Raw genomic sequence first — 23953 nt, 5'->3', positions numbered from 1 at the left:
CATGACCGAGTTCACGGTCGCGCTGCTGCTGGTCGTCGTCACCGCAGTGATCCTGCGGTGGCGGCGCCCCGCCTGGTACTGGATGACGTTCGGGGTCACCTTCGCCTCGCTGCGGGTCGCTTTCCGGTACGCCTCGGTCATGGATGCCTGCGGGCTCACGGTCCCGCCCTCGCGCTGGCGTCTCTCGCTCGCCCGGCTGACCCACCGTCCCGTGCCCGAGTCCCGCGCCCCGCGCATCCTGCGTCTGAGGCCGACCCGCACCGGTCTGGTCTTACGGCTCAAACTCCGCCCCGGCCAGGACGCGTTCGATGTCTCGGCAGCCACCGATCGGCTCCGCCACTCCTTCGAGATGTACGGCGTCACTTCCCGTGAACTGCGTTCGGGCGTCGTCGAGTTGCGGATGACCGGCTACGACGTACTCAAGCGCGTGCAGATGCCCGCCAAGACCGACCGAGCCTCCATGCGCATCCCCGTCGCGCTGCGCGAGGACGGCGCCGTCCACTACCGCGACTATCGAACCGTCCCGCACGGGCTCACCCTCGGCGCCACCGAGTCGGGCAAGTCCGTCTACCAGCGCAACCTGGTGGCCGGCCTCGCTCCGCAGGACGTCGCCCTCGTCGGGATCGACTGCAAGAAGGGCGTCGAACTCTTCCCTCTCGCCCGCCGCTTCTCCGCCCTCGCCGACAACCCGGACACCGCGCTCGAACTCCTCGACGCGCTCGTGTCCCACATGGAGGCCGTCTACCGGGTCATACGCGCCGAGCAGCGCATCAGCGTCACCGTTGCCGATGCCGAGATCGCCGCCGACATCTGGGATCTGCCCGAGGACCTGCGCCCGGTCCCGGTTGTCGTCCTGGTCGACGAGGTCGCCGAACTCGCCCTCTTCGCCACCAAGGAGGACGAGAAGCGCCGGGACCGCATCATCACCGCCCTCGTCCGCCTCGCCCAGCTCGGCCGCGCCGCCGGGATTTACCTGGAGATCTGCGGGCAGCGCTTCGGCTCCGAACTCGGCAAGGGCATCACGATGCTCCGCGCCCAGCTCACCGGCCGTACCGCTCACCGCGTCAACGACGAGACCAGCGCGAACATGGCCTTCGGCGACATCGCACCGGACGCCGTACTCGCGGCGATCCAGATCTCTACCGAGACACCCGGCATCGCCGTCGCCGGTGATTCGACCGGCGGTTGGGCCCGCATCCGTGCTCCGCACACGTCGCTGCGCGAGGCCGTGAACATCTGCAACAAGCATGCTGACCGCACGCCGGACCTGCCCGAGCTGGCGCCCTTCCGGCCCGCCGTTGCGCCGCTGCCCTCGGCCCGCGTGTCCCTCTCCAAGGCCGCTCCCGCCATGGCCTGACCTTCCCTGAACCACGGTCGGCGCGACCGCCTCGCGCCAGGTCCTTACCCGATCCATGCCCGAACCCGGAGGTGAACCCGTGGACGCTCACGAGGACTTCGAACGCACTGTGCAGCTGCTCGGCGCCCTTGCCCTGTACGCGCACCTGCTCGGCGCCGATCAGGAATTCGTCGCCCTGATGGGCCCGGCGCTGGCCGCGTCCCTTCCCTGCGGCATCGTCCCGCACGGCTACGACCCGGCCAACGACCCCGAATACCCGGGCGAGGACGCGTAATGGCCCGGCCCGCGATCCGGCTGGACGCCGTCCTGGTCCAGGCCGTCATCGCCGGTGCCCTGTCCTTCGCCCACCTGCACGACCTGGCCGCTGCTGCCGGACAGGACGGATGGAAGGCGTGGGCCTACCCGGTCAGCGTCGACCTGCTCCTGGTCGCGGCCTGGAGGCGGCTCCGCAGCGATGGGCCTTCCCGGCTCGCCTGGTGCTGGTTCGTCATCGCCCTGGTGGCCTCGCTCGGCGCCAATGTCGCCACGGCCGGATTCCTCGATCTGCAACACCCCCCGGCCTGGCTGCGGTTCGGCGTCGCCGGGTGGCCGGCCCTCGCCTTCCTCGGCGGCACGCTCCTCGCTCACACCACGCACGCTGACGAGCCCCGGCAGTCGGATCCGCAGGCGGTACCCGAGGCTCCTGCACCGACACCCGACCTCCCGGAGCCTGCTCCCGAGCCGGAGCCCGTCGAGATCCCCGCGGTTGAGGAAGTCCCCGCGCTCCCGGCCGCCGACCAGGCTCCGCCGGTCCCAGCCGCCCTCGTCGACCACGCGCGGAAGGTCGCCGACGACCACCAGGCCCGCACCGGCTCCCGCATCGACAGCGACACCCTCCGGGCCCGCCTCGGAGTCCCGCCCCAGCTCGCCAACGCCATCGCAGCCCAACTCACCTGACCAGAAAGGAGACCGACCATGCCCGCCCGCGACCACTTCCACTCCGTGATGCGCATCGGCCCCGTACAGATCGGCACCCACCGGGACCGCCACGGCCGGACGAAACACGCCGCCGTATGCACCGCAGACCGCTGCGGCTGGTCCTCCGACTTCTCCAGCCAGTCGGCCGCCCAGCTCGCCGCCCGCACTCACCGTTGCAAGGTCCGCTGAGGAGACACCCATGAACGTCCCGCTCTGGCTCGCCCTGCTCGCCGTCGGCTACCTCGGCATCAAGCTCATCCGCCCGCCCTGGTGGCTCGTGGCCGTGCTCCTGCTCGGCGGATACCTCCTCGCCGACAGCGTCCTGTCCCCGGTGATCAACACCGCCGTCAAGTAACCCGCGAAGGGAGAACCACCATGCTCCGCCCCAAGGTCCCGACCAACCCGGCCCCGACCGGCATCGTCACCCCGCTCAACACTGAGCTGACCGCCGCCGTGCAGCACATCGCTGGACGTACTCCGGGGACACCTACCACCTCATCCGTGCGGGCCTGGCCGGCGACGACCGCCGGGACGTCCCCGCCACCGTTCGCGACCACCCCCGCGTCTTCGCGACCCTCACCGCCCCGTCCTTCGGATCGGTCCACAACCGGCCCGAACGAGGCGTCTGCCGCTGCGGATTACGGCACGCCACCGATGACCCGGCGCTCGGCAGCGCGCTCGATTCCGAGACGTACGACTACGCCGCCGCTGTCCTCTTCAACAACCACGCAGGTGATCTGTGGATGCGCTTCACCACCCGGCTCCGCCGTGAGATCGCCGCCCGCGCCGGACTCACGCAACGCGCACTGAAGGACTCGGCCCGGATCTCGTACGGCAAGGTCGCCGAGTTCCAGAAGCGCGGTGCCCTGCACTTCCACGCCGTGATTCGCATCGACGGCCCGGAAGGACCGGACACCCCTCCGCCGTCCTGGGCCACCGTCGGCCTCCTCACCGATGCCATCCACGCAGCCGCGGGCCACTCCTACACATCGGTGTCCGTCCCCGCAGCTCAAGACCAACCTGCCCGCACCTTCCGATGGGGCACACAGCTCGACGTACGGCCGGTCGAGGCATTCGGAGACGGCTCGGACATCACCGAACAAGCCGTCGCCGCCTACGTCGCCAAGTACGCCACCAAGGCAGCCGAGAACACCGGCACCCTCGACCGCCGCATTGGCGAACTCGCCGAGCTCGACCGCCACCAGGTGCCCGACCACGCACGCCGCCTCATCACGGCCTGCCGGGACCTCGATTCGCTCTACCCGGACCGGCGGCTCTGGGCCTGGGCTCACATGCTCGGGTTCCGCGGTCACTTCTCCAGCAAGTCCCGCCGCTACTCGACCACCCTCGGCGAACTCCGCCAGGTCCGCGCCGACTACCGCGCCGCACAAGAACGCACCGCCCTCGCCTTGGACGACCGCGAGCCGGACTCCGTGCTCGTCCTCGCCGACTGGCAGTACGCCGGACACGGCCACACACCCGGCGAATCCGCCCTCGCCGCATCCATCGCAAGAGATCTCCAGCTCAACCGCGAGACCGCCCGTGAAGCCCTACGCGACCAACTTGCCCTGGAAGGAGACCGGTCGTGAGTGACCTCCTGCTGACCGTCGAGCAAGCCGCCGAACGCCTTGGTACCACCGTCCGCTTCCCGCGTCGGCTCATCGCCGAGCGCCGGATCGCCTTCGTGAAGGTCGGCCGTCATGTACGGATCGCGGAGAGCGTGCTGAACGCATACATCGACGGCAACACCGTCCAGCCGCTCCGGCGACGCCGGTCGCGCTACGGAAGGGCGGCCTGATGGGCAACAAGAAGGGCAGCCGCCGGCGCTTCGGTGCGGTCCGTCAGTACCGGTCGGGGCGCTGGACCGCGAGCTACCGGGGCCCGGACGGGCAGGAGTTCCGCGCGCCCGAGACCTTCGAGACCAAGAAGGGGGCCGAGGTCTGGCTCTCACAGGTCGAGGCCGACCTGACGCGCGGCAACTGGCAGGACCCGGACGCCGGAGCCGTCAACTTCAAGCAGTACGCGCTTCAGTGGGTCGATGAGCGTGGCCTGTCCGCCACCACGGACGAGCTGTACCGCCGATTGCTGCGGCTGCACGTCCTGCCCACCTTCGAGGACCTGGACCTCGACGAGATCACCGCACCACGCGTCCGCACCTGGAGGACTGAACGGCTCTCGTCGACCGGGGCCGCCACGACCGTGGCCAAGTCGTACCGGCTGCTCAAGGCCATCATGGAAACCGCGGTCGACGACGAACTGATCCGGCGCAACCCGTGCCGCATCAAGGGCGCGGGCAAGGAGTCGTCTGCCGAACGCAAGATCGCCACCGTCGACCAGGTGGATGCGCTCGCCTATGCCCTCGGGCCTCGCTGGCGGCTGATGGTCTTCCTCGGCGCGTACGGTCCGATGCGGCCGGAGGAACAGGCCGAGCTGCGACGCAAGGATGTCGACCTGGACGCGATGACGGTTCGCGTGCGCATGGCTGCGCCCGAGCTGACGACCGGCCGCCGTGCTCCTGGCGACACCAAGTCTGAGGCAGGCAAGCGGTTGGTCGTCCTGCCGGCCTTTCTGCGCACCGACCTTCGGCGGCACCTCGACTGGTACGCCGAGAAAGGTCCGGATGGACTGCTGTTCGTGGGGGAGAAGGGCAAGCCGTTCCGGCGGTCCACCTTCGGGCGGAAGTGGCGCAAGGCTCGGGCCGCTGTCGGGATGCCGGAGGGCTTCCGCTTCTACGATCTTCGTCACACCGGACACACCTTGGCGACGCGTTCCGGGGCCACGCTCAAGGACACGATGGTGCGTGCCGGGCAGTCGTCGGAGAAGGCTGCGCTGATCTACCAGCACTCGGACCTTGAGCGACAGCAGGAGGTGGCGAGCGGTCTGGATCAGCCCGTGTAAGCCGCCCGGCAGAAGGGCACGGAGAAGCCTTCTGGTGCGGATCTGGTGCAAGACGCTTAACGCGGTCTGGACAACAAAGAAGCCCCGGGCTGCTGGCCTGGGGCTTTCGCGTGGAGCGGGTGACGGGAATCGAACCCGCGCTCTGAGCTTGGGAATCCAGAGAAGCCTTTGCTGCCTCGGAGTGCTGACCTGCACAAATAGTCTGCGCTGCGTCCTCGTAGTCGCGGCCGTGTCCGCCGCTGTTGACCGCTGATGCCCGCACCAGGTGGTGCTGAGGTGGTGCGGGACACTCAGCACCTTCTTGAAAGGCCGCGCCTTCGGCTCGCTGTCGACGCGCCTCGCTGTCGACATGCGTTTTGTGTGTCGTACTCGACACATGCTCTACTGATGGCATGTCAACTGTCAGGCTCACGAAGCCGACCATTGCCGTCTTGGAGGTCTTGCTCGCTTCGACGGGCAATCCCCCGGCGTGGGGGCTGAGCATCTGCCGTGACGCAGACCTCGGTTCCGGCACCGTGTATCCGATCCTCGATCGCCTGTTGGAGCGCGGATGGGTGATTTCCTGGGATGAGGCTGAGCCGCATCCGGGGCGTCCCGCGCGCCGTTACTACGAGCTCACAGGGGCTGGTCGACTCCAGGCGCACGCTGCCCTCGACGCACGTCGCGCTCGGCGGCGCACTTTCGGACTCGGGTTGTCGGGAGGGGGCGCATGAGGAAGGCCGTCTTGATCCTGCTGATGGCCGGTCTGATCATCGTGTGCACGGGCTCGTTTGTGGCCTTGCTTGCGGGGCGAAACGACCTCTCGACCATCTCGGCCACCGTGGCAAGCGTGATCGCTGGCTCGGCCAAGAGTCTGGCGAGGCTCTTGGACAGAGCTGAAATCCGTCGCTCATTGAGAAGTGGTAGGTCGGCCTCCGCGTGGAGGGCAACTTCCTGGGCGGCAAGGCTGGCGGGCAGGCAGCGGAACATGATCAGTCAATGGCGCGCGCATCTTCAGGGAGACCCTGAGAGCGGAGTGCTCCTGTCTCCACGTCAGCAGCGCCGCTACGCGTTCGGCTTTCTCGTGGCTGCAGTGCGGTATCGCCTTCACGATTGGCTGGGCGTTCTGTGGCGCCCGGTAGACTGGCTGCTCTCGACTGATCAGCGCACGAATTTCGTCATCGCTACAGTTGTCGGCTGTCAGGCGATCTACATCGTCGGCGACGGCGGCATCCCGGCGCTGGTGACTGAGGTATGGGAGCCATGTGCACTCCTGGGCGGCGGCCTGTGCTTGCTGGCGCGGTGGCTGCGTAGGGTGCGCGGCATCGAGCTCTCCACCCGTCCTTCGGCCGAAGAGTAATGATCGGTCGATCAGCATCCCCAAGCGTTGCAGTCTGTCTCTAGCTGGATCCACAGGACTTGGGTGACTGGGAGAGCAACTTCGAAGGCAATGACAGGCCGTCACTCAAGCCTCTGTCGTGCTCCCCAAAAAGCCCAAGGAAGTCGCCTCCGGCTCCTGCGACTGGGGAGAGTGTTGGCTTCGCCAACTGGCTGCAACATTCGGGGAGGACTATCCGGATCCCTCGACTGCGGATTGGCTCGCAAAGCCGCACCAGCGTGACTGTGCACATCGGGAAGCGGGCTTTCGAGGGCTGCTGGGCGCCCCAGAATGTTTCAGCTTCGGTGACCGGACACCCCGGACAAGTAAGCAAGGTGCTGTCCGGAGGGTTTCAGCAGGTCACCGCCCCAACCGGACAGCCGGACAGTTGGGACACCAGGTAGGGGATCGCTGTAGGAGTGGCGGCCTCATGCGTGCTTGGGCGGTGTTCTCCGGCACTTGCTACTTGGGAATCACCAGTATCAACTTGCCAGTTGAGGTATGACTGTCCCTTCTGGTCGAGCAACAGGAGATGAGGCGTGAGGCTCGCAGCGGATCTCGAGTGGGGAACGGTTCCGGCATGGTTCGGAGGGCTTTCTCTCGTTCTCGCACTGGCAATTTTCATGCGAGATAGGAGTGCATTAGAACGTAAGGACGTTGACCTTATCGGCGTTTGGTGGAAGACCGAGTACGAAAGGAAAGCCCCCTGGAGCGACGGAGGTAGGGTCGAAACAGGCACGGTCAAGCTCACCGTCAACAATGCAGGCAACCTGCCGGTTGAGATCGTAAAGTTGGCGGTCGAGACCAACACCAAGTGGCTCGTAAGGGATACGGCTAGTTGGGATCGTAATCCAGATGGAGGTTACGGTGCTGGTCCCGGCACTTGGACCGTTAGGCCCGGAATTCAGGCACAGAAACACTTCCTTGGGAGACTCCGGCCCCCACCACAGGAAAAACATGAAACCAGCTATGAAGTAGACGTTGCGCATATGGCGCCAGATCATGCGGATCAATTGGATCTAACTGATGGAATCGACTGCAGGGTCCTGTGGATGCTCGTAATTGACAACGCCGGACGTCGATGGGAGATCCGGCCTGGGGCTGGACGTCGCGCTCGTCGTATTCGCTGGTATAGCCGAAGGCGTGAGTACCAGCCCCATGAATTCTGGACCAACGCGAGCCGGATCCGAGGGTGGGAGTGGCGTCTTCGGGTTTGGTGGGGGCGGCGACGAAATGGGTCGTGAGGAGCAGCGAGCCGTACCGAACCTGGGCGAGTATCCGCGCTCCCGAGTAGATGGACGCAGTACGCGCTACGAGGGCAGGAAACCCGGCTTCGCCTGTCCAAGGTCTCGCAGATGGGACAAGTAGTCCTGTGCCGCAGGCTCCTTGCTGTAGCGCTCCCTCATGACGGCCGCGAGTTCCCGGCTGGTCATGATGAGCGACGGCACGGATTGCCGATCGCCCTGGAGGGCTCGTTCGCCATGGATCAACGCTTGTTCGAGATCTCCCTCTCGGGCGGCCGTTACGCCCAACGTGACGCGGGCTTCCGCGTTCCGCATCGGGGACCGCTCGGTTCCGTCGAAGTCCGTCCCGGCGCGAAGCACTTCCTCAGCGAGGTTCCGGGCTAGTTTGTCCTCCCCAACGAGCCGGTAGCAGTCCATCGCGTAGAAGTCGAACTTCGCTGGATCAACTACAAAGTGGTGATCGAGGTTTTCCGGGTGCGGCATGCCTTCGAGAAGCTTCCGTCCACGGTCGAGTGCCACCTCTACCTGTCGTCGGTCTCCGAGTCGGGCCCATGCCTTGGCTTCCTGACCTGCCAGTTGGACAGCAACGCCGTGGTGCGCCGCCTGTTCGGCACCCGCCCGAGCGGCCGAGATGACCCCCCGGTAGTCGCCGGTTGTGAGCGCGAACCAGGCGCGCATCTCGTGTGCCCAACCGGCGACTTCGGCATGGTCCGCCTCGGTCGCAATCGACAGGGCGGCTCGGCGCGTGGACTCGGCAGCGTGACGTTTCCCCGAGTCGTACTCCACGCAGCCGACGAGGAGCGCGAGCCAGCCCGAGAGCGCCAGTACCTCACGGTGCTGAGCAAGGGTGAGGCTCTTGGAGTGGAGGTCCACCACTCGCTTCAGCCATTGACGTCCCTCGATCAGAAGCTGTTCGCTTGGCATGAATGGGTATTCAGAGCAAAGTCGATCGGCGGTGATTCGCAGAGCATCGAGTGTGGCGTTGTCTACATCCGACCTGTTGAGTCGACTGACGATTTCGAGAGTCTCCATGCCGCTCGCGACAAGGATCTCCTCTTCACCGTTCCGCCGCGCAGGTGCCGGGAAGAGAGCGTGAGTCACGGTGCCGAAAGTCGCTGCGATGAGGGGCCGGTAGAACTCTCCCGGCATGGAGCCGGACTCCCAGCGCTTCCACTGGCGAACCATGCTGTCATCGGCCGGCAGCTCCGTCTGGGCGTGGGCCCGCAGCGCTCGCACCGCCTCAAGCTGTGACCAGTCGCGCGCCGCCCGCTCAGCCGCGATGCGCCGTGCCCACGCGGGCCTTTCGTCGCTCATGCGCCCTCCTCCGAGTGCCTACCGCGAGTCTGGCCCGCCGACCGAGGGGACAGGCAAGAGGACAGAACGGTGACACCTCAAGTGTCCCCTTGTCCTCAACGCTGACCCCCCGCTGTCACTTATTTCCCAGCCTCCGTGCCTTGCATGGTTATTCCAGATCACGCACCGCCCGAGGCGGTGCCCTCTTCGAGTGCTGCCACGCGCTCAGTCAAGGCTTGAATCTGGAGGCGCATTTCCTTGATCTCTTCCACTACGTCCGGTTTACGAGCGGATGACACGTCGGTGTCACCTGCGATGAAGTATCCGCGGTTTCCCGCCGAGAAGATCAGTCCTTCTCCCACGAGAACCCCTAGGCCGTCCCGCACCGTCTGTCCGGCGAAGCCGAACTCCTTCGCGAGCTCCCGGGTCGTCGGCAGCTTGCCGTCCGGATACACGCCGCTCCGGATCCGCTCTCGCACCTCGTCCGCCACCTTCACGGGCTTGGGTCTGGGGTCACTCGCCGCAAAGCTCATGCCTACGAGCGTATCCACTAGCGCGCGCTGCAACGCACTGACGCATGGGGGTTGCGCGCTAGTGCGCACCAGTGCAAGCTAGCTAAAGGTCGGCGGGACTCCCCACCAAGGTCGCCCGCCGCACTGGTTCTCCCTGCCCGACTGACATCAGGAGAGTCAATGCGCACATACGTAGGTGAACAGCAGGCGGCTACCGCCTTCGAGTTCGAGGAGCTGGCGCTCGGCTTTGAGGAACTGCCCGAGGGGATCGATCGGGAGCTGTTCCTCGGTCGGCCCGGCGAGGCTCCGGAGGAGCGCGTGGCCAGGCTGGACGTGGCCTGCGAGGCGTTGAAGGACATGCGCGAGCGCGGCGAGAACGGCGACGAGATCGCCGCTTGGGACGCGCTGTACGCCGAAGCGCTGACGCGGACGATCCCGCTTCTGCGGTCCGCTACGAGGCGGCGCCGGGCCCCTTGGACGGGGGAAGCGGCATGACGTCCTCAACTGAGACGACACGATCCACGGTGCCGCCGCTCACGAAGCCCGAGATGGCTCTCATGGGCTGCGCTGGACTGGCTGCGGCCGGGGTCGGTGCGTTAGGGCTGGCGTCCTCCTTCGATGCGGTGTCGGCCGCTGCGGAGCGCTGGGACTTCGGCCAGCCGTGGATGTTGCCGATCGGGATCGACATTGCCATCCCGGTATTCACCGCCGCCAACCTACTGCTGATCCGGATGGACATGGCGCTTGCATGGGTGCGCTTCGTGCCTTGGGCACTGACGCTCGTGACTTGCTGGCTCAACATCGCCGCTGGTCACTCGCTGTCGGCGAAGCTCGCGCACGGCACGATGCCGTTGCTGTGGGTGGTGTTCGCCGAGATCATCGCCCACATCTATGCCGTGCGGATCGGCGCCGCAACCGGTAAGCGCATGGAGAAGATCCGCCGCTCCCGCTGGCTGCTCGCCTTTCCCTCGACCTTCGCTTTGTGGCGCCGGATGACGCTGTGGGAGATCACCTCCTACTCCGTGGCCCTGGGGCGCGAGCGTGAGCGGCAGCTGGCCCGTGCAGACCTGCGGGAGCGACACGGTAGGCGGTGGCGGTCGAAGACCCCGCGACGTGAGCGGGTCCTGCTCAAGCTCGGGGAACTCACCCCCGCAAGCGAGGGCGTCCGGCAGGAGCAAGCGGAGCAGCCTGCGCGACCCAAGGGTGCAGCATCCAAGCCGCGCAAGCGCCCCAGCAAGACGAAGCCCGCGAAGTCGCCTCGCACTGCAGCCGAGTTGCTGAAGCAGGCGCGCGAGGAAACGGCCGACTGGTCGGACGACGGGATCAATGCCGAGGCGATCCGGACCACGCTGCGTTGCTCGGCTGCCAACTCCCGAGTTCTACGGGATGCGCTGCTGACCGAGCGAGCCGAGGGAAGGCGCCTGCGCCCCCTCGACGGTGACGCCGATGGGACCGAGGAGGCGGCTGCCTGATGTCCCCGGCTTTCGGTAAGTGCTACGACCCGAGCGGCCATCGGTACGGGCTACCCACCTACCCGTGGCGGTTCGCCCCGGCCGGACTGGCGACCCGGCGACAGCTTCGCGCCCGTGGCTTGCGGCCGGGAGGGCAGCCGATCGCCGCTCAGGTGATGCGGGCCAACTGCCGCCGCGGCGGGGCCCAGGTCGCTTACCTCTACCGGATCGACAGGGCCAAGCCGGTCCGCCCGATGACGCTGCGGAAGACGGTGGCGCTCGCGAAGGCGATGACCGCCCGCCGCACCTGCCCGACCTGCCAGAGGGACGCCGGATACGTCATCCCGACCTCGCTCGGGATGTGCGTGCCCTGCGCCTATCCCGAGGAACAGCGCGCCGCCTGAACACCCTGAATCCGCCAAGGAGATCTGCTGTGACCAGCCAGACCAATGCCGTTGCGTGGCCGGAGGGCGTGCTCTACCGCTACGCCACGATCGTCGGCGCCACCGTCGATGTCATCGCCTGCACCGAGGGCGGCTATGAGGCCGTCTGCCGCGGCTGCGACGCCCCCTACACCCCGTCCCCGGTCGCCAGCGCCGAGGGCATGCAGAAGTGGGTCCAGCCCTGGGCGCAGGAGCACTCCACGACGTGCCGCGCCCTGCCTCGTCCCACTGCCTGATTCCGGTGGGCCCGGCCGCCCAACCTCTCACAGCGTCGGCCGGGCCCACCATCCCTCCCATCTGGAAGGAAGACCAGTGAAGCACCCCGAAGACGACAACGAACTGTTCAACCGCCTCGAAGCCGAGATGGCAGAAGAGGCTCAGGGCGATGTGGTCGACCTGGGCAAGGCCCGCTCCGCCCGCACGGAGTCGGCCAGCTCCCAGCCCGACCGAACGCCCGACGCGTCTGCCGACTCCAAGCCGACTGAGTCGGCCGACCCGGGCGAGTGGGAGTCGGACGACTCCCGCCCGACTCTGGTCGACCCTGCGGCACCGACTCAGTCGGGCCCTGGGCTGATCGACCGCATCCGCGATTCGAAGCGCCTGGACGTGGTCCCGGTGTGGGCGAAGTCGGCCGCGGAGTTCGGGGAGGCGATGAAGTGGCTGGCCGGGCATGCCGGGCACACGATCGCGTTCCATGCGGTGCGGGTGCCGTTCCTGTACGTGCCCAAGCTGGTCTGGCGCTCTCCCCGCGGTCTGGTCAACACCCTTGGCAGGGTGGGGCGATGGGCGGTTGATGCCGAGGGTGAGCCGCTGCGGCAGGCGGAGGCGCGGCGGGAGAACTCGGAGGTCTACCTGAAGCTCTCGCGCCAGCGGGACCGGCGCGTGCGCCTGCGGACGATCGTCACCGTGCTGGGCGCGCTGGCGAGCCTGGCCGTCCTGCTCTACCTCGTCTACGGCGCCTCGCCGATGACGCAGGTCATCGCGGGCGTCTTGGCCGCGCTCGGGCTGGGGTTGGCGGGGGCGCCGGCGGATGCTCCGCTGGCGACCAGGGCCGTGGTGAAGACCGAGGTGCAGAAGCTGAGCAGCGACATCGTGGTCAAGGCCATGGCCTCCATCGGCATCGGACAGATCGCATCCGCTGTGGCCAAGGGACAGGACGGCATCAAGTTCGTCTCGCCCATCACTCGCGAAGGACCCGGCTGGCGCGCCGACATCGACCTCCCGCTCGGTGTGACGGTGGCCGATGTCGCCGACCGGCGCGCCCGACTGGCATCAGGTCTTCGCCGCCCGCTGGGCTGCGTGTGGCCGGACGCCGACCCGGGCGAGCATGAGGGACGGCTCATCCTGTGGGTGGGGGACCGGGACCTGTCCAAGACCGGCATCGTCAAGTGGCAGCTCGCGAACGCGCGCCGTCACGACGTGTTCAAGCGCGTCCCGTTCGGACTGGACCCGCGCGGCCGGGCCCAGTCGGTGCCGCTGATCCAGCACAACGTCCTCATCGGCTCCCAACCCGGCCAGGGCAAGACCGCCTCGGTGCGGGTGCTCGCGTGCGGCGCTGCCCTGGACCCCTCGGTGGAGCTGTGGCTGCACGAGAACAAGGGCACCGGCGACCTCGATGCCCTGGCCTGCGTCTCGCACCGGTTCGTCTCCGGCATCGATGACGAGTCGATCAAGTACGCGGCCGACTCGTTGAAGCTGCTCCGCGAGGAAGTCATGCGCCGGGCCGCGGCCATCAAGAAGCTGCCGCGGGACCTGTGCCCGGACAAGCGCATCACCCGGCAGATCGCCGACAAGCGCTCGCTGAAGCTGTGGCCCCTGCTCGCGGTGTTCGATGAGTGTCAGAACCTGTTCGCCCACTCCACCTACGGCAAGCAGGCAGGCGAGGACGCCGAGTTCATCATCAAGCTCGGCCGCGCCCTGGGCGTGATCCTGGTGCTGGCCACGCAGCGCCCCGACAAGGACTCACTGCCGACCGGCATCAGCGGCAACGTCTCCATCCGCTTCTGCCTGCGCGTGGCGGGCCAAGTCGAGAACGACATGATCCTGGGCACCAGCGCCTACAAGAACGGCGTGCGCGCCACCGCCTTCCGCCCGGAGATCGACGCCGGTAACGGCTACCTCGGCGGCGCCACACCGCTGCCGACCGTGGTGCGCACCGCCTACCTGGACGACCCGGCCACCGACGCCATCGCCCAACGCGCCCTGGCGCTGCGCAAGGCCGAAGGCACGCTCTCCGGCCTGGCCCTGGGCGAGGAGTCCGAGGCCACGCCTGTGCCGTCGTATGACCTGCTCGCCGACGTCGCCGCGGTCGTCCCGGTCTCGGAGGAGCGGGTGTGGAACGAGCGGATCGCCTCCCGCCTGGCGGAACTTCGGCCGGAGGTCTACGGCGGCTGGAAGGGCGAGAACGTCACCAGCGCCCTGAAGCCGCACGGCATCAAGACCACGGGCGTCGCCGGAACCACCGGCGACGGAGCCCGCACCACACGGCGCGGCATCGTCCGCGCCGACCTCACCAAGGCCATTGCGGAGCGTGACGAAAACCGGGGCGCCGCCTAGCCCCGGGTGGGCGCTATCGGTAGCGGGGTCACCTGCTACCGGTAGCACCCCCGCTAGCACCCCAAGCCGCCCCCGATCTGCGCTCTAGCGCATAGCACCCCACCTGCGGAAACCCCGAAATCGCCCCAGGAGGGCCCTTCATGACCCCCATCAGCCTTGCTATCGCCTGCCTACTCGCCATCACGCTCGGTTACGGCTCGCTGTGTGCGGCAGCGCCGTTCGGCCGCTGCCGCAAGTGCAACGGCTGGGGCTTCCAGATGAAGCACGACCGCCGCGGGCAGCTCAAGCGCGGCAAAGACTGCCGCCGCTGCAAGGCCACCGGACGCCGCATACGCATCGGCCGCTGGATCTTCAACCGCGCCCAGCGGATCTACCGCGAAGGCACCCACTGACCCCCACCACCCCAACTGCCGCAAAGGAGACACCCCGTGGCCCTGACCATCTCCCTGGTCTTCGTCTTCGGCCTGGTCCTGTTCTTCCTGCTCCGCTCCAACTCCCTCAGCTACGGCGCCGCGTTCATCGCCGTGATGTTCGGCTTCTACCTCGCCACCACCGGAGCCGCCCAGCCCGTCAACGACCTCACCCGCGCCGTCATCGACGCCATCCCCAACCCGTAGAGGAGCGAAGGTCGTGAACGAACAGATCACCGCCCGCCACTGGCTCGCCGCAGCCCTGCCCAAGGCAGCGCCCGCCCTGGCCACCTCCACGGTCCTGATCCTGGCCCGGATCTGGAACGCCAACGGCGCCGAACACAGCCTCGGCAACGCCGTGCTGATGACCGCCCTCGCCCTCGGAGCCGCAGCCGCCGGAGCCTGCGCGTCCATCGGCAGCTCCGGGGACGGCGTGCTCGCGGGCACGGCGTTCGCCGCCTCCGGAGGGCTGGCGCTGGCAGGGGTCGCCGGATACGCAGACGGGCTCTCACTGCCGCTGCTCCTGTGGGCCCTGGCCACCGCCGTCGCCTACGGGCTCGCCGCCCGCTACTGGCGCACAGACCGCCGCGAAACAACCGCGTACGAACGACGCACGACCGAGCGGCGCGAAGAACACGCCCACGTCGAGCGCATCGAGACCATGCGGGCCCACACGCAGATCGAGGTAGCCCGCGAAGCCAGCACCTACGCCACCGCACTAGCGGAAGCGCTGACCGCCCGCGCCACCCTCCCCGGCTTTGACCCGACAGCGCTCACCAAGGCAGGACTGCCCGAGCTGCCAAGCGCCGAGAGTTAACGGGCCGCGGCGGCGGAACTCCCCACCAAGGTCGTCCGCCGCCGCGGTTCTCCCTGACCGTCGAAGACAGAACAGGAGAACTCCAGAATGCCCCAGACAGACACGAGCGGGCAGCTCGAGGCGGCGCTTGAAGCTGCTGCCCGCGGCTGGCATGTCTTTCCCCTGATCCCCGGCGACAAGCGCCCCGCAGTCCGCGACTGGCAAACGCGGGCCACCACTGACCCGGACCGCATCACGCGGTGCTGGACCTACGCCCCCTACAACATCGGTATCGCGACCGGCCCGTCCGGTCTGGTCGTAGTGGACCTGGACACTCCCAAGAACACCGATGACACCCCGCCGGCCGAATGGGCCGCCGACAGCGTCACCAGCGGTGAGGACGTGCTCGCGGTGCTGTGCGAGCGTCACAGCCAGCCGTACCCGCATGAGACCAACACCGTGCGCACCGGCCGCGGCGGCGTCCACCTGTACTTCAACGCTCCCGAAGGTGGGGAGCTGCGCAACACCGCCGCCAAGTTGGGCTGGAAGGTCGACTCTCGAGCCCACGGCGGCTACGTCGTCGCCGCGGGCAGCATCGTGACTGGACGGCCCTACACGCCCGTGCACAACGCGCCCGTGGCGCCGCTGCCGGACTGGCTGTGCAACCTGCTTCGCCCGGCGCCCTTGCCGCCGCAGAAGCCCGTCACCATCGCCCTCACGGCCAATGACCGGCGAACTGCCTATCTGCGTGCAGCAGTGAAAGCCGAAGTAGGGCGCGTGAAGCGCTCTGCTCCGGACGAGCACAACGCCGCCCTCTATCTCGCCTCCGTGGCGCTTGGGCAACTCGTCTCAGGCGGGGAGCTGGACGAGGCCGAGGTGACCGCCTGGCTCACCGATGCGGCCGCCCAGGTTGGGCAGAAACCGCGCGAGATCCCCCGCACGATTGCATCCGGCCTTCGCGCCGGAGCCAAGCGCGCCCGGAAGGTCGCCGTATGAGCGCCAACCCGATTCCCCCGCTGCACCTGTACTCAGTCCCCGGAGACCCCGAGACAGCACCGGAGGCACCACCGAAGCGTGAGCGCCCCCGGACCGCGTGGACTGCAGATCAGCTCATGGCCGCGGACTTCCCTGAGCCCAAATGGGCCGTGCCCGGCATCCTCGCTGAAGGCGTCAGCCTGCTCGCCGGACCTCCCAAGGTCGGCAAGTCCTGGCTCTCCCTCGGGATCGCCCTGTCTGTCGCAGCCGGGGGCCGCGCCTTTGACTCGGTGCCCGTCCAGGGCGGTCCCGTGCTCTATCTGGCGCTGGAAGACACACCACGTCGTCTCCAGACCCGTATGGGCAAACTGCTCGACGGACGGAAGGCGCCCGCCGGACTCACCCTCGTGACCGAGTGCCCTCCCTTTCCTCAAGGCGGGACCGAGGCCATTGCCGGGTGGCTGGACCGTAACGAGGACGCTCGCATGGTCGTCATCGACGTGTTCGCCAAGATGCGCGGCCAAGCCCCACAAGGGGTGTCGGCGTACGACGCGGACTATGTCGCCGTCGGCTACGCCAAGCGCCTGGCAGACCACTACGGCATCGCGGTCGTCCTAGTCCACCACGTCCGCAAAGCGGGCTCCGAGGACTTCCTCACCGAAGTCTCTGGGACCAATGGCATCGCGGGCGCGGCAGACGCCACGCTCGTACTGAAGCGGGCGCGTGGACAGGCAGACGGCATCCTGCACGTCACGGGTCGAGACGTAGATGAAGCCGAATACGCGCTCCAGTTCCAAGCCGCCTCCGGTGCCTGGCATTTGCTGGACGGTCCGGCCTCAGACCACACCGTGGGGGACACGCGCGCCGCGATCCTGCGGTACGTCCGCGCCCATCCCGGAGCCAAGCCCAAGGACATGGCGGGGGAGCTGTCCCACGTCGACATCGACACCATCCGCCGTACCTGCTCTCGCATGGTCGAGGCGGGCCAACTCGCCAGGGACGGCAGTGGCCGGTACTACCCGGACACCGAGGCCAGGACCCAGGGTGCCCAAGAGGTGTCCGAGCTGTCCGACTGTCCGGTTACTAGGTCTGACCAGGCCGAACCACCCGGACAGCCGCAGTTGGAGCTGTCCGGCCTGTCCGGTTCAAGTGCTGAGCAGCGAGGTGAACGTCGTGCTTGAACCACACCTGACCGTTCGTGAGGCCGCCTTGTTCCTGGGTGGCGAGCGCTTCGTGCGGCGCCTCATTGCTGAGCGACGCATCACGTACGTCAAAGACAGGCGGCGTGTGCTCATCCCGGAGAGCGCCGTAACCGCATTCCTCGCCGCTCGCACTGTCCCGGCACTTGTGTCCCGGGCACGCCGTAGGAGGGCGGCCTAGTGCCCAAGAGAGGCCCGAGGAAGGGCAAATCAATGCGACGCTTTGGCGCAGTGCGGCAGTACCGGTCCGGACGCTGGACCGCCTCCTACATCGATCCCACTGGCCAACGGCGGAGGGCGTCGGACACCTTCGACACCAAGACCGAAGCAGAGGTCTGGCTGTCCCAGGTCGAGGCGGACATCAGCCGTCGGGACTGGCGTGACCCTGACGCGGGCGCGGTCAACTTTGAGGAGTACGCGCTCAAGTGGGTCGCTGAACGTGGCGTCGCTCCGACCACAGATGAGCTGTACAGGCGGCTCCTTCGGTTACACCTCCTGCCCACCTTCGAGCGGTACGACCTGGACCAGATCACCCCGCCCAAGGTCAGGGAGTGGAGGGCCGAACGGATCGCAGCTACTCGTGCCCCCACGACGGTGGCCAAGTCGTACCGTCTGTTGAAGGCCATCCTGGAGACCGCCGCCGACGATGAATTGATCCGTAGAAACCCGTGCCGGATCAGGGGCGCCGGGAAGGAATCCGCGGCTGAACGTGACATCGCCACTGTGGAGCAGGTGGATGCGCTCGCAGATGCGGTGGGCCTTCGCTGGCGGCTGATGGTTTACCTCGGGGCGTACGGCCCGCTGCGGCCGGAGGAGCAGGCAGAACTCCGCCGGAAGGATGTGGACCTGGACGACATGACGATCCGGGTTCGACAGGCCGCGCCGGAGCTGAACACCGGGAAGCGTGTCGTCGGAGACACGAAATCCGAGGCGGGCAAGCGGTATGTCATTCTTCCGGGCTTCCTGCACAAGGATCTGCGGCGTCATCTCGACTGGTACGCGGAGAAGGGGAGAGGGCCCGAAGGTCTCTTGTTCGTAGGGGAGAAGGGTGCACCGTTCCGTCGGTCATCGTTCGGACGGAAGTGGCGCCGGGCGCGAACCAAGGTCGGCATGCCAGACGGCTTCCGCTTCTACGACCTCCGCCACACCGGACACACTCTGTCCACGCGGTCCGGCGCCACGCTCAAAGACACGATGGTGCGCGCCGGCCAGTCCTCCGAGAAGGCGGCACTCATCTACCAGCACTCGGACCGCGAGCGTCAGAAGGAGGTAGCGAGCGGGCTGGACAAGATGGTCCGAGACGAGCGAAGGAAGCGCTCTGACCAGCCGAAAAAGGGCTCAGGTGGTGCGGAGGTAGTGCGCGGCGCCTGAATCGGTCTAGACAACACGAAGGCCCGGGTTGGGGATCCTATCCCTGACCTGGGCCTGAGTCTTTGGAGCGGGTGACGGGAATCGAACCCGCGCTCTGAGCTTGGGAAGCTCATGTTCTACCATTAAACTACACCCGCGTAGTAAGGCGCGTGAGGCGTCTCACCGCCGCAAACTGTACCCCATCGATGGCCCCGGTGTGTTCGCCGATGGCCTTTGCGCTGCCCGGAAGCGGTTCGCGGCGACCTTGGGGTGGACGTCGGTCCGAAAGGGCCGGAGCGGTTGGCGGGAGCGGTCCGCCGGGCACTCCCGCAGTGCCCCGCCGGGCCCGCATGCGGCCCTCCGTCGGCACGCCTACGGCCCGTTTCGCGGGCCCGTGCGGTGCGTCACACGTTGGGGCGGCCCCGAGGGTGAAGCCGGTACGGCGGGTGGGAAGTTGGGCGTACCCTCAGGGCGCGGAGTGCCGCTTGGAAGGGTGCCCGGCTCATCCCCTAATGTGGCATTTGTCGTTCACGCTCGTGGGGAAGGGTCTCAATGGAGCGCACCGTCGTCCGTTGTGCCGAAGGGCACGTCTTCAGCACCTCGTCGTTCCCGATGCAGAACCTCGGTACCGACCGTCTCGGACCCGGTCGGCTCCTGCGCTGTCCTCGATGCGCCCGGCTGCGGCATGCCGTGCCCGTGCCGGGCCAAGGAGGCAAGCGCTAGCCGGCCGGGCCCGCAGAAGCAGCGTCAAACGCAGCACAGCTCAAACGCGGAACAGCGTCAAACGCAGCACCCTCGCGGCGCGCGGGTACGAGGCCCTCAGCGGCCTCGCCACCCGCGCGCCGCGACCGTTTCCGCTCGCCCATCGCCCCGATTTCCGCGGCTCCGCCGCCCAGTTGGGTGCGTGGCCATCCGCCCCTGCCCCGCCATCGGCGGTCCTGGCGCTCGTCCCCGCTCCCGCGCCGTCCGTTCCCTCGTTCCACCCGTTCGTATGCGCAGGTCCGGTCCGTTAGTCTCGGTCCGTGCTTCTCTCTGACAACGACATCCGGACCGAGATCCACAAGGGCCGCGTACGCATCGAGCCGTACGACGAGTCCATGGTTCAGCCGTCGAGCATCGACGTCCGGCTCGACCGCTACTTCCGGGTGTTCGAGAATCACCGCTACCCCCACATCGACCCCGCCGTCGAGCAGGCCGACCTCACGCGCCTCGTCGAGCCGGAGGAGGACGACGCGTTCATCCTGCACCCCGGCGAATTCGTCCTCGCCTCGACCTACGAGGTCGTGACACTGCCGGACGACATCGCCTCCCGCCTGGAAGGCAAGAGCTCCCTGGGGCGCCTGGGGCTGCTGACGCATTCCACGGCCGGGTTCATCGACCCGGGTTTCTCCGGGCACGTGACGCTCGAGCTTTCCAATGTCGCCACGCTGCCCATCAAGCTCTGGCCGGGGATGAAGATCGGGCAGCTCTGCATGTTCCGCCTCAGCTCACCCGCCGAGCACCCGTACGGATCGAGCAAGTACGGTTCCCGGTACCAGGGGCAGCGCGGGCCCACGCCCTCGCGCTCGTTTCTGAACTTCCACCGCACGCAGGTCTGATCCGGGTGGATCCGGGGCAGTAGGAGCGGCCTGCGGCAGTCGAGAGGGGACAGCCGTGAGCGAGGAACGCGAGAATCTGACCTACACCCTCTTCGGGCAGGCCACCCGCGAGCTGGCGCAGACCATCGCCGACGACGGCTACGAGCCGGACATCGTCCTCGCCATCGCCCGCGGCGGCCTCTTCGTCGCCGGCGCGCTCGGTTACGCGCTCGACGTGAAGAATCTCCACGTCATGAACGTCGAGTTCTACACCGGCGTCGGCAGGACCCTCGACATGCCCGTCATGCTGCCGCCCGTCCCCAATGTCGTCGACCTCAGCCGGAAGAAGGTCCTCGTCGCCGACGACGTCGCCGACACGGGCAAGACACTCAAGCTCGTCCACGACTACTGCGCGGGGCATGTCGCGGACGTCCGCTGCGCCGTGATCTACGAGAAGCCGAACTCGCTCGTGAAGTGCGAGTACGTGTGGAAGCGGACGGACAGCTGGATCAACTTCCCGTGGTCGGTCGATCCGCCCGTCATACGGCGTGACGGGCAGGTTCTCGACGCCTGAGACGTCCATGGCGCGTGAGTGGCGCATCGCTCGGCCTCCCGAGCCGAAAGGGCCGCCCACCCTTCTCGGGCCCCCACCCTTCTCGGGCCCCCACCCCTCTCGGGGCGCCCACCCTTCTCGGGCCGCCCACCCCTCTCGGGGGCGCGGCCCGCTGCGTTTTGTGACGTGGCTTCTGCGGTTGTGGGTTGTGGGTGCCCGAACGGGGATCCCGGGACCTGTGCTGTCCTCATGTGTGGGCTTGCCAGGCCGGGAGCGGCCCCCACCGAAGGGCCGGCCCCCTCGACCGATCATCCGCAGGGGCGGGCCGCTCCGGCGCACCCCGCGGGCGCAGTGCGTCAGGGTTCGCCGTTCCGCGCTGGTGGGTGGCAGGTGTGTTCTACGTGCGGTCAGGCACCGGTTCGAGCGGTACCTGCCCCAGTACGAGACAGCGGTCGAGCTCCGGCGGCCGGTAGGACGCGTCCTTCTCGTGGCGTTCCTTGGCGGTTTCGGAGAGGTATTCGCTCCCGTCGAGACGGTCCTTCCCGCCCGCGGCCTGTCCGATGGGCCGGTGCCACGGCCGGGCCAGCCGGTACAGGCCGGTGCGTGAGTCGTGCACCATCCCCGTACTGTCGGGCCGCACCCGGAAGCCGGTGCTCGTGTCCGGGGTCATCTCGTCCGGCACGGTCCCGTTCAGGGCCTCGGGGTCGAACTCCAGCCCGTATCTGCGGGCTTGGTGAAGCATCCACAGCAGAGTGATGTCGGACAGCGCCGTCTCCTCGTAGCCGCCGCCGATGTCACAGTGCACGCCGGCGAACCACACCTGCTTCAGTTCCTGGCCGTTGTCGGTGGCACCGGGCCGCTGGTGCCACAGCGTCGGCTCGAACGGTGTGCGCTGCTCGTCGATGGCCAGCGCCTGGAACGCTCCCTTTACCCAGGTGCTCAACTCGGTGTCATGGAACGCCCATCGACGGTTGAACCGGCTCACGACCGGCTTGAGCCACCGGGGACCCGGAGCCGGGATGCCGAGGGCACCGACCGTGTCCCAGACCCCGATGAAGTGGATCTCCGTCTCGTGTGCGTACGCCCGGCGGAACAGGGTGGAGGCCGTGCCCTGCGGCTTCTCGATCCGGTTGCGGTACAGGGACCACGCTTCCTTGATCCGGTCGGCGTTCTCCCGGCGCAGGATGCCGCAGTTGCGCACCAGGCCGGCCAGGCTCCGGGCCGTGAACGCCCCTCGGCTGAAGCCGAACAGGTACAGCACGTCACCGGGCTCGTAGGCGTCGACGAGGAAGCGGTAGGCGTCCAGGACGTTGCCGGACAGCCCCATGCCGAACGCGCCGCCCCGCAGTCGCTCCCATCGGCGGGTGCCGACACCGCTGCGGTAGTACACGCGTTGCTCCACCCCGGAGACTCGCGGTCGCACGGACAGGGCGACTTTGGTGACGTTCGTCCTGCTGGACTGGTCGGCGAAGTTCCAGGTGCCGTCACAGCAGACGATCAGGCGCTTGGCCATGGCATCCCCCTCCGAGGCCTTCGCCCCTCCGAGGCCTTGGCGGCCGACGGCACGCGCGGTCGCTCGGCGGCGAGAAGGGCTCGCACTGTTTCCGGCCCGCACATCATCGATGTCATCCCTCGGCCGGTCTCCCGGCGTCTCACTCCGCGCCGGGACCTACCGGCGGGCAACTCTGATTCCATGATCGCATCGTGCCGCAGGCCTCGCCATTCGGAAACGCGGTCCGGGGCACCAGTGTGGAAGGCCCCGCCCGGGCGCCGACGTGGAAGGCCCCCGCCATCCGGCGGGGGCCTCGATACGCGTCAACTCGTGGAGTGCGGACGGGCGTTACAGCGTGCCCAGCTTCAGCAGGGCCAGCAGCGCGACCAGTTGGATCGACGAGGCGCCCAGCGCCTTCGGCCACGGCAGGTCGTGCGACTTGCTCACCATCGAGGTGAACAGGGCCGCGGCCGCCACCCAGGTCGCCCAGCCCACGACCTGGACGAAGGACGTATTGCCGCCCATGAACATCGCGACCAGCAATCGCGGGGCGTCCGTGATCGACATGATCAGCATCGAGAGGCCGACCGTCGGCTGCCAGGCGCCGTCGCCACCGAGCTGCCGGGCCAGCGTGTGGGTCACCACACCCATCAGCAGCGCGCTGATCACGAAGGCGATGCCGGTACCGGCGACCGCCGGGATGCTGCTGGAGAGCGTGCTGTTCAGGGCGTCCTCGCGGGCCTTGCCGAAGCCGAAGAGCGCGAGCATGCCGTAGATGAACGTGACCAGGAGCGCGGGTCCCCACACCGGGTAGTCCCGCATCTGCATGAAGGTCGGGCCCGGCCGCAGCACGATGCCGCTCAGCAACTGCTTCCAGTGGAGCCGCGGGCCGGCGGGCGGGGCCGCGGGCCGGCCGGCGCGGTAGGTCCCGACGTGGTCGCCGTCGCCGTACGGGTCGTAGCCCTGGTCGGGGCCGTAGCCGCCGTGGCCGTACGCGTCCGGGGCCTCGCCTATGCCGAACGCCTGCGTGTGCCCGGGGTTGTTGGCGTACGGGTCGTGGCCGCCGTGCCCCTGGCCGGCGTACGGATCCGGGGCGCCGAAGTACTCCGGCTCGCCGTTGCCGCCGTGACCGCCGCGGTAGCCCTGTGGCTGCTGCCACTGCTGTCCGTGTGGTGGCGGGGCCGCCGGCTGCCCGCCGTACGGTTGGCCGCCCGGCCCGCCGTAGGGCTGTCCGCCGTACGGCTGCTGCTGCCCCTGCTGCCTCGCGGAGTCCCGGCCGCGTCCCATCCTGAATCCAGCCACCATTCGAACGTACCTGCTCGTGCGGTTTGCCACGTCCGGGGCGGGCGATCGGGTGGGGGTTTGCTGCCGAGCTGTGACATCCCCTAGGGGGACTGTGTAGGGAAAACCCCAGCGACGAGCGACAACAGGGCCGGTCACAGTCCTCGCCCCCCGGCCGGTCCTCCGGGGCCCGAGCCCGAGTCCCACCCGGGGCCGCCCTCGTGGCCCGTAGGACCGCGCCTCGTGGCGCGT

At 68.1% G+C, this 23953-nt stretch carries 27 protein-coding genes, 1 tRNA gene and 1 pseudogene; 24 read left to right on the top strand and 5 right to left on the bottom strand.

Going from position 1 to position 23953, the window contains the following annotated elements; translation table 11 throughout:
- The first annotated feature begins 1 nt into the window (after window position 1).
- The 10 genes and pseudogenes from ACGFNH_RS21120 to ACGFNH_RS21075 all read left to right on the top strand — a co-directional run bounded on the left by ACGFNH_RS21120 (window position 2) and on the right by ACGFNH_RS21075 (window position 6551).
- Window positions 2–1357 (top strand): FtsK/SpoIIIE domain-containing protein, encoded by a 1356-nt coding sequence (locus ACGFNH_RS21120; RefSeq protein WP_393655867.1) that lies wholly within the window; start codon window positions 2–4, stop codon window positions 1355–1357.
- Window positions 1358–1436: 79 nt separating this feature from the next.
- On the top strand, window positions 1437–1631 hold the full coding sequence (locus ACGFNH_RS21115; protein ID WP_393655865.1) for a hypothetical protein: 195 nt from the start codon (window positions 1437–1439) through the stop codon (window positions 1629–1631).
- On the top strand, window positions 1631–2293 hold the full coding sequence (locus ACGFNH_RS21110) for a DUF2637 domain-containing protein (RefSeq protein WP_393655863.1): 663 nt from the start codon (window positions 1631–1633) through the stop codon (window positions 2291–2293). The genes ACGFNH_RS21115 and ACGFNH_RS21110 overlap by 1 nt, the downstream gene beginning before the upstream one ends.
- 18 nt (window positions 2294–2311) lie before the next feature.
- Window positions 2312–2503 carry a mobile element transfer protein gene (locus ACGFNH_RS21105; RefSeq protein WP_393655861.1) on the top strand — a complete coding sequence of 64 codons (192 nt, stop codon included), beginning with the start codon at window positions 2312–2314 and terminating at the stop codon, window positions 2501–2503.
- A 10-nt stretch (window positions 2504–2513) separates the two neighbouring features.
- Window positions 2514–2669 (top strand): hypothetical protein, encoded by a 156-nt coding sequence (locus tag ACGFNH_RS21100; protein ID WP_393655859.1) that lies wholly within the window; start codon window positions 2514–2516, stop codon window positions 2667–2669.
- 112 nt (window positions 2670–2781) lie between these two features.
- A pseudogene (repSA, locus tag ACGFNH_RS21095) lies at window positions 2782–3903 on the top strand (replication initiator protein RepSA); the annotation flags it as partial.
- Complete coding sequence (locus ACGFNH_RS21090; RefSeq protein WP_393655857.1) at window positions 3900–4112, top strand: excisionase family DNA-binding protein; 213 nt, start codon at window positions 3900–3902, stop codon at window positions 4110–4112. The pseudogene repSA and the gene ACGFNH_RS21090, both read left to right, overlap by 4 nt.
- Window positions 4112–5212: a tyrosine-type recombinase/integrase gene (locus ACGFNH_RS21085; RefSeq protein ID WP_393655855.1), complete on the top strand. Its 1101-nt coding sequence runs from the start codon at window positions 4112–4114 to the stop codon at window positions 5210–5212. The genes ACGFNH_RS21090 and ACGFNH_RS21085 overlap by 1 nt, the downstream gene beginning before the upstream one ends.
- A 392-nt stretch (window positions 5213–5604) precedes the next feature.
- The gene (locus ACGFNH_RS21080; protein ID WP_393655853.1) at window positions 5605–5925 is read left to right on the top strand and encodes a PadR family transcriptional regulator; all 321 of its coding nucleotides are present in this window, start codon (window positions 5605–5607) and stop codon (window positions 5923–5925) included.
- Entirely contained in the window at window positions 5922–6551 is a 630-nt protein-coding gene (locus ACGFNH_RS21075; protein ID WP_393655851.1) for a hypothetical protein, read from the top strand. Before ACGFNH_RS21080 ends, ACGFNH_RS21075 begins: the two co-directional genes overlap by 4 nt.
- A 1328-nt stretch (window positions 6552–7879) precedes the next feature.
- Here the strand turns inward: ACGFNH_RS21075 and ACGFNH_RS21070 are convergent.
- Together ACGFNH_RS21070 and ACGFNH_RS21065 are read right to left on the bottom strand one after the other, a co-directional pair.
- Entirely contained in the window at window positions 7880–9127 is a 1248-nt protein-coding gene (locus ACGFNH_RS21070) for an XRE family transcriptional regulator (protein WP_393655849.1), read from the bottom strand.
- Between the two features lie 158 nt (window positions 9128–9285).
- Window positions 9286–9639 (bottom strand): winged helix-turn-helix domain-containing protein, encoded by a 354-nt coding sequence (locus tag ACGFNH_RS21065; protein ID WP_393655847.1) that lies wholly within the window; start codon window positions 9637–9639, stop codon window positions 9286–9288.
- Between the two features lie 159 nt (window positions 9640–9798).
- Here ACGFNH_RS21065 and ACGFNH_RS21060 point away from each other — a divergent pair, with 159 nt between their 5' ends.
- The 12 genes from ACGFNH_RS21060 to ACGFNH_RS21005 all read left to right on the top strand — a co-directional run bounded on the left by ACGFNH_RS21060 (window position 9799) and on the right by ACGFNH_RS21005 (window position 18819).
- Window positions 9799–10113 carry a hypothetical protein gene (locus tag ACGFNH_RS21060; RefSeq protein WP_393655845.1) on the top strand — a complete coding sequence of 105 codons (315 nt, stop codon included), beginning with the start codon at window positions 9799–9801 and terminating at the stop codon, window positions 10111–10113.
- The gene (locus ACGFNH_RS21055; RefSeq protein ID WP_393655843.1) at window positions 10110–11090 is read left to right on the top strand and encodes a DUF2637 domain-containing protein; all 981 of its coding nucleotides are present in this window, start codon (window positions 10110–10112) and stop codon (window positions 11088–11090) included. The genes ACGFNH_RS21060 and ACGFNH_RS21055 overlap by 4 nt, the downstream gene beginning before the upstream one ends.
- Window positions 11090–11473: an RRQRL motif-containing zinc-binding protein gene (locus ACGFNH_RS21050; RefSeq protein ID WP_393655841.1), complete on the top strand. Its 384-nt coding sequence runs from the start codon at window positions 11090–11092 to the stop codon at window positions 11471–11473. Before ACGFNH_RS21055 ends, ACGFNH_RS21050 begins: the two co-directional genes overlap by 1 nt.
- 29 nt (window positions 11474–11502) lie before the next feature.
- Window positions 11503–11748 (top strand): hypothetical protein, encoded by a 246-nt coding sequence (locus ACGFNH_RS21045; protein WP_393655839.1) that lies wholly within the window; start codon window positions 11503–11505, stop codon window positions 11746–11748.
- A gap of 76 nt (window positions 11749–11824) precedes the next feature.
- Window positions 11825–14068 carry a cell division protein FtsK gene (locus tag ACGFNH_RS21040; protein WP_393655837.1) on the top strand — a complete coding sequence of 748 codons (2244 nt, stop codon included), beginning with the start codon at window positions 11825–11827 and terminating at the stop codon, window positions 14066–14068.
- 140 nt (window positions 14069–14208) lie between these two features.
- A complete protein-coding gene (locus ACGFNH_RS21035) occupies window positions 14209–14460 on the top strand; it encodes a hypothetical protein (RefSeq protein ID WP_393655835.1) in 252 nt (83 codons plus the stop codon).
- Window positions 14461–14496: 36 nt separating this feature from the next.
- A complete protein-coding gene (locus ACGFNH_RS21030; RefSeq protein ID WP_393655833.1) occupies window positions 14497–14685 on the top strand; it encodes a hypothetical protein in 189 nt (62 codons plus the stop codon).
- Between the two features lie 13 nt (window positions 14686–14698).
- Entirely contained in the window at window positions 14699–15295 is a 597-nt protein-coding gene (locus ACGFNH_RS21025) for a hypothetical protein (RefSeq protein ID WP_393655831.1), read from the top strand.
- An 87-nt stretch (window positions 15296–15382) separates the two neighbouring features.
- The gene (locus ACGFNH_RS21020; protein ID WP_393655829.1) at window positions 15383–16270 is read left to right on the top strand and encodes a bifunctional DNA primase/polymerase; all 888 of its coding nucleotides are present in this window, start codon (window positions 15383–15385) and stop codon (window positions 16268–16270) included.
- The gene (locus ACGFNH_RS21015) at window positions 16267–17430 is read left to right on the top strand and encodes an AAA family ATPase (protein WP_393655827.1); all 1164 of its coding nucleotides are present in this window, start codon (window positions 16267–16269) and stop codon (window positions 17428–17430) included. Before ACGFNH_RS21020 ends, ACGFNH_RS21015 begins: the two co-directional genes overlap by 4 nt.
- Window positions 17423–17629: an excisionase family DNA-binding protein gene (locus tag ACGFNH_RS21010; RefSeq protein ID WP_393655825.1), complete on the top strand. Its 207-nt coding sequence runs from the start codon at window positions 17423–17425 to the stop codon at window positions 17627–17629. The genes ACGFNH_RS21015 and ACGFNH_RS21010 overlap by 8 nt, the downstream gene beginning before the upstream one ends.
- Window positions 17630–17661: 32 nt before the next feature.
- Window positions 17662–18819 (top strand): tyrosine-type recombinase/integrase, encoded by a 1158-nt coding sequence (locus ACGFNH_RS21005; RefSeq protein ID WP_393655823.1) that lies wholly within the window; start codon window positions 17662–17664, stop codon window positions 18817–18819.
- 63 nt (window positions 18820–18882) lie between these two features.
- Here ACGFNH_RS21005 and ACGFNH_RS21000 read toward each other — a convergent pair.
- Window positions 18883–18956, bottom strand: a tRNA-Gly gene (locus ACGFNH_RS21000).
- An 864-nt stretch (window positions 18957–19820) separates the two neighbouring features.
- Here ACGFNH_RS21000 and dcd point away from each other — a divergent pair.
- Together dcd and ACGFNH_RS20990 are read left to right on the top strand one after the other, a co-directional pair.
- Entirely contained in the window at window positions 19821–20396 is a 576-nt protein-coding gene (gene dcd, locus ACGFNH_RS20995; RefSeq protein WP_393655821.1) for a dCTP deaminase, read from the top strand.
- Between the two features lie 55 nt (window positions 20397–20451).
- On the top strand, window positions 20452–20949 hold the full coding sequence (locus tag ACGFNH_RS20990) for a phosphoribosyltransferase (protein WP_393655819.1): 498 nt from the start codon (window positions 20452–20454) through the stop codon (window positions 20947–20949).
- Between the two features lie 376 nt (window positions 20950–21325).
- Here ACGFNH_RS20990 and ACGFNH_RS20985 read toward each other — a convergent pair whose 3' ends face one another.
- Together ACGFNH_RS20985 and ACGFNH_RS20980 are read right to left on the bottom strand one after the other, a co-directional pair.
- Window positions 21326–22441, bottom strand: a complete 1116-nt coding sequence (locus ACGFNH_RS20985) for a DUF2235 domain-containing protein (RefSeq protein WP_393655817.1) — start codon at window positions 22439–22441, stop codon at window positions 21326–21328.
- A 327-nt stretch (window positions 22442–22768) separates the two neighbouring features.
- On the bottom strand, window positions 22769–23722 hold the full coding sequence (locus ACGFNH_RS20980; protein WP_393655815.1) for a YIP1 family protein: 954 nt from the start codon (window positions 23720–23722) through the stop codon (window positions 22769–22771).
- Between the last annotated feature and the right edge of the window lie 231 nt (window positions 23723–23953).

This window comes from Streptomyces sp. NPDC048639, from assembly GCF_043199075.1.
In the GTDB taxonomy this organism is placed as follows: Bacteria; Actinomycetota; Actinomycetes; order Streptomycetales; family Streptomycetaceae; genus Streptomyces.
This window is presented reverse-complemented; position numbering and strand designations above follow the sequence as displayed.

Coding starts and splice junctions, on each gene's coding strand:
- ACGFNH_RS20985 (WP_393655817.1), bottom strand. CDS start 22,441: ATGGCCAAGCGCCTGATCGTCTGCTGTGACGGCACCTGGAACTTCGCC.
- ACGFNH_RS21070 (WP_393655849.1), bottom strand. CDS start 9,127: ATGAGCGACGAAAGGCCCGCGTGGGCACGGCGCATCGCGGCTGAGCGG.
- ACGFNH_RS21120 (WP_393655867.1), top strand. CDS start 2: ATGACCGAGTTCACGGTCGCGCTGCTGCTGGTCGTCGTCACCGCAGTG.
- ACGFNH_RS21100 (WP_393655859.1), top strand. CDS start 2,514: ATGAACGTCCCGCTCTGGCTCGCCCTGCTCGCCGTCGGCTACCTCGGC.
- ACGFNH_RS21080 (WP_393655853.1), top strand. CDS start 5,605: ATGTCAACTGTCAGGCTCACGAAGCCGACCATTGCCGTCTTGGAGGTC.
- ACGFNH_RS21110 (WP_393655863.1), top strand. CDS start 1,631: ATGGCCCGGCCCGCGATCCGGCTGGACGCCGTCCTGGTCCAGGCCGTC.
- ACGFNH_RS21060 (WP_393655845.1), top strand. CDS start 9,799: ATGCGCACATACGTAGGTGAACAGCAGGCGGCTACCGCCTTCGAGTTC.
- ACGFNH_RS21065 (WP_393655847.1), bottom strand. CDS start 9,639: ATGAGCTTTGCGGCGAGTGACCCCAGACCCAAGCCCGTGAAGGTGGCG.
- ACGFNH_RS21105 (WP_393655861.1), top strand. CDS start 2,312: ATGCCCGCCCGCGACCACTTCCACTCCGTGATGCGCATCGGCCCCGTA.
- ACGFNH_RS21085 (WP_393655855.1), top strand. CDS start 4,112: ATGGGCAACAAGAAGGGCAGCCGCCGGCGCTTCGGTGCGGTCCGTCAG.
- ACGFNH_RS21015 (WP_393655827.1), top strand. CDS start 16,267: ATGAGCGCCAACCCGATTCCCCCGCTGCACCTGTACTCAGTCCCCGGA.
- ACGFNH_RS21035 (WP_393655835.1), top strand. CDS start 14,209: ATGACCCCCATCAGCCTTGCTATCGCCTGCCTACTCGCCATCACGCTC.
- ACGFNH_RS21005 (WP_393655823.1), top strand. CDS start 17,662: ATGCGACGCTTTGGCGCAGTGCGGCAGTACCGGTCCGGACGCTGGACC.
- ACGFNH_RS21055 (WP_393655843.1), top strand. CDS start 10,110: ATGACGTCCTCAACTGAGACGACACGATCCACGGTGCCGCCGCTCACG.
- ACGFNH_RS21075 (WP_393655851.1), top strand. CDS start 5,922: ATGAGGAAGGCCGTCTTGATCCTGCTGATGGCCGGTCTGATCATCGTG.
- ACGFNH_RS21020 (WP_393655829.1), top strand. CDS start 15,383: ATGCCCCAGACAGACACGAGCGGGCAGCTCGAGGCGGCGCTTGAAGCT.
- ACGFNH_RS21050 (WP_393655841.1), top strand. CDS start 11,090: ATGTCCCCGGCTTTCGGTAAGTGCTACGACCCGAGCGGCCATCGGTAC.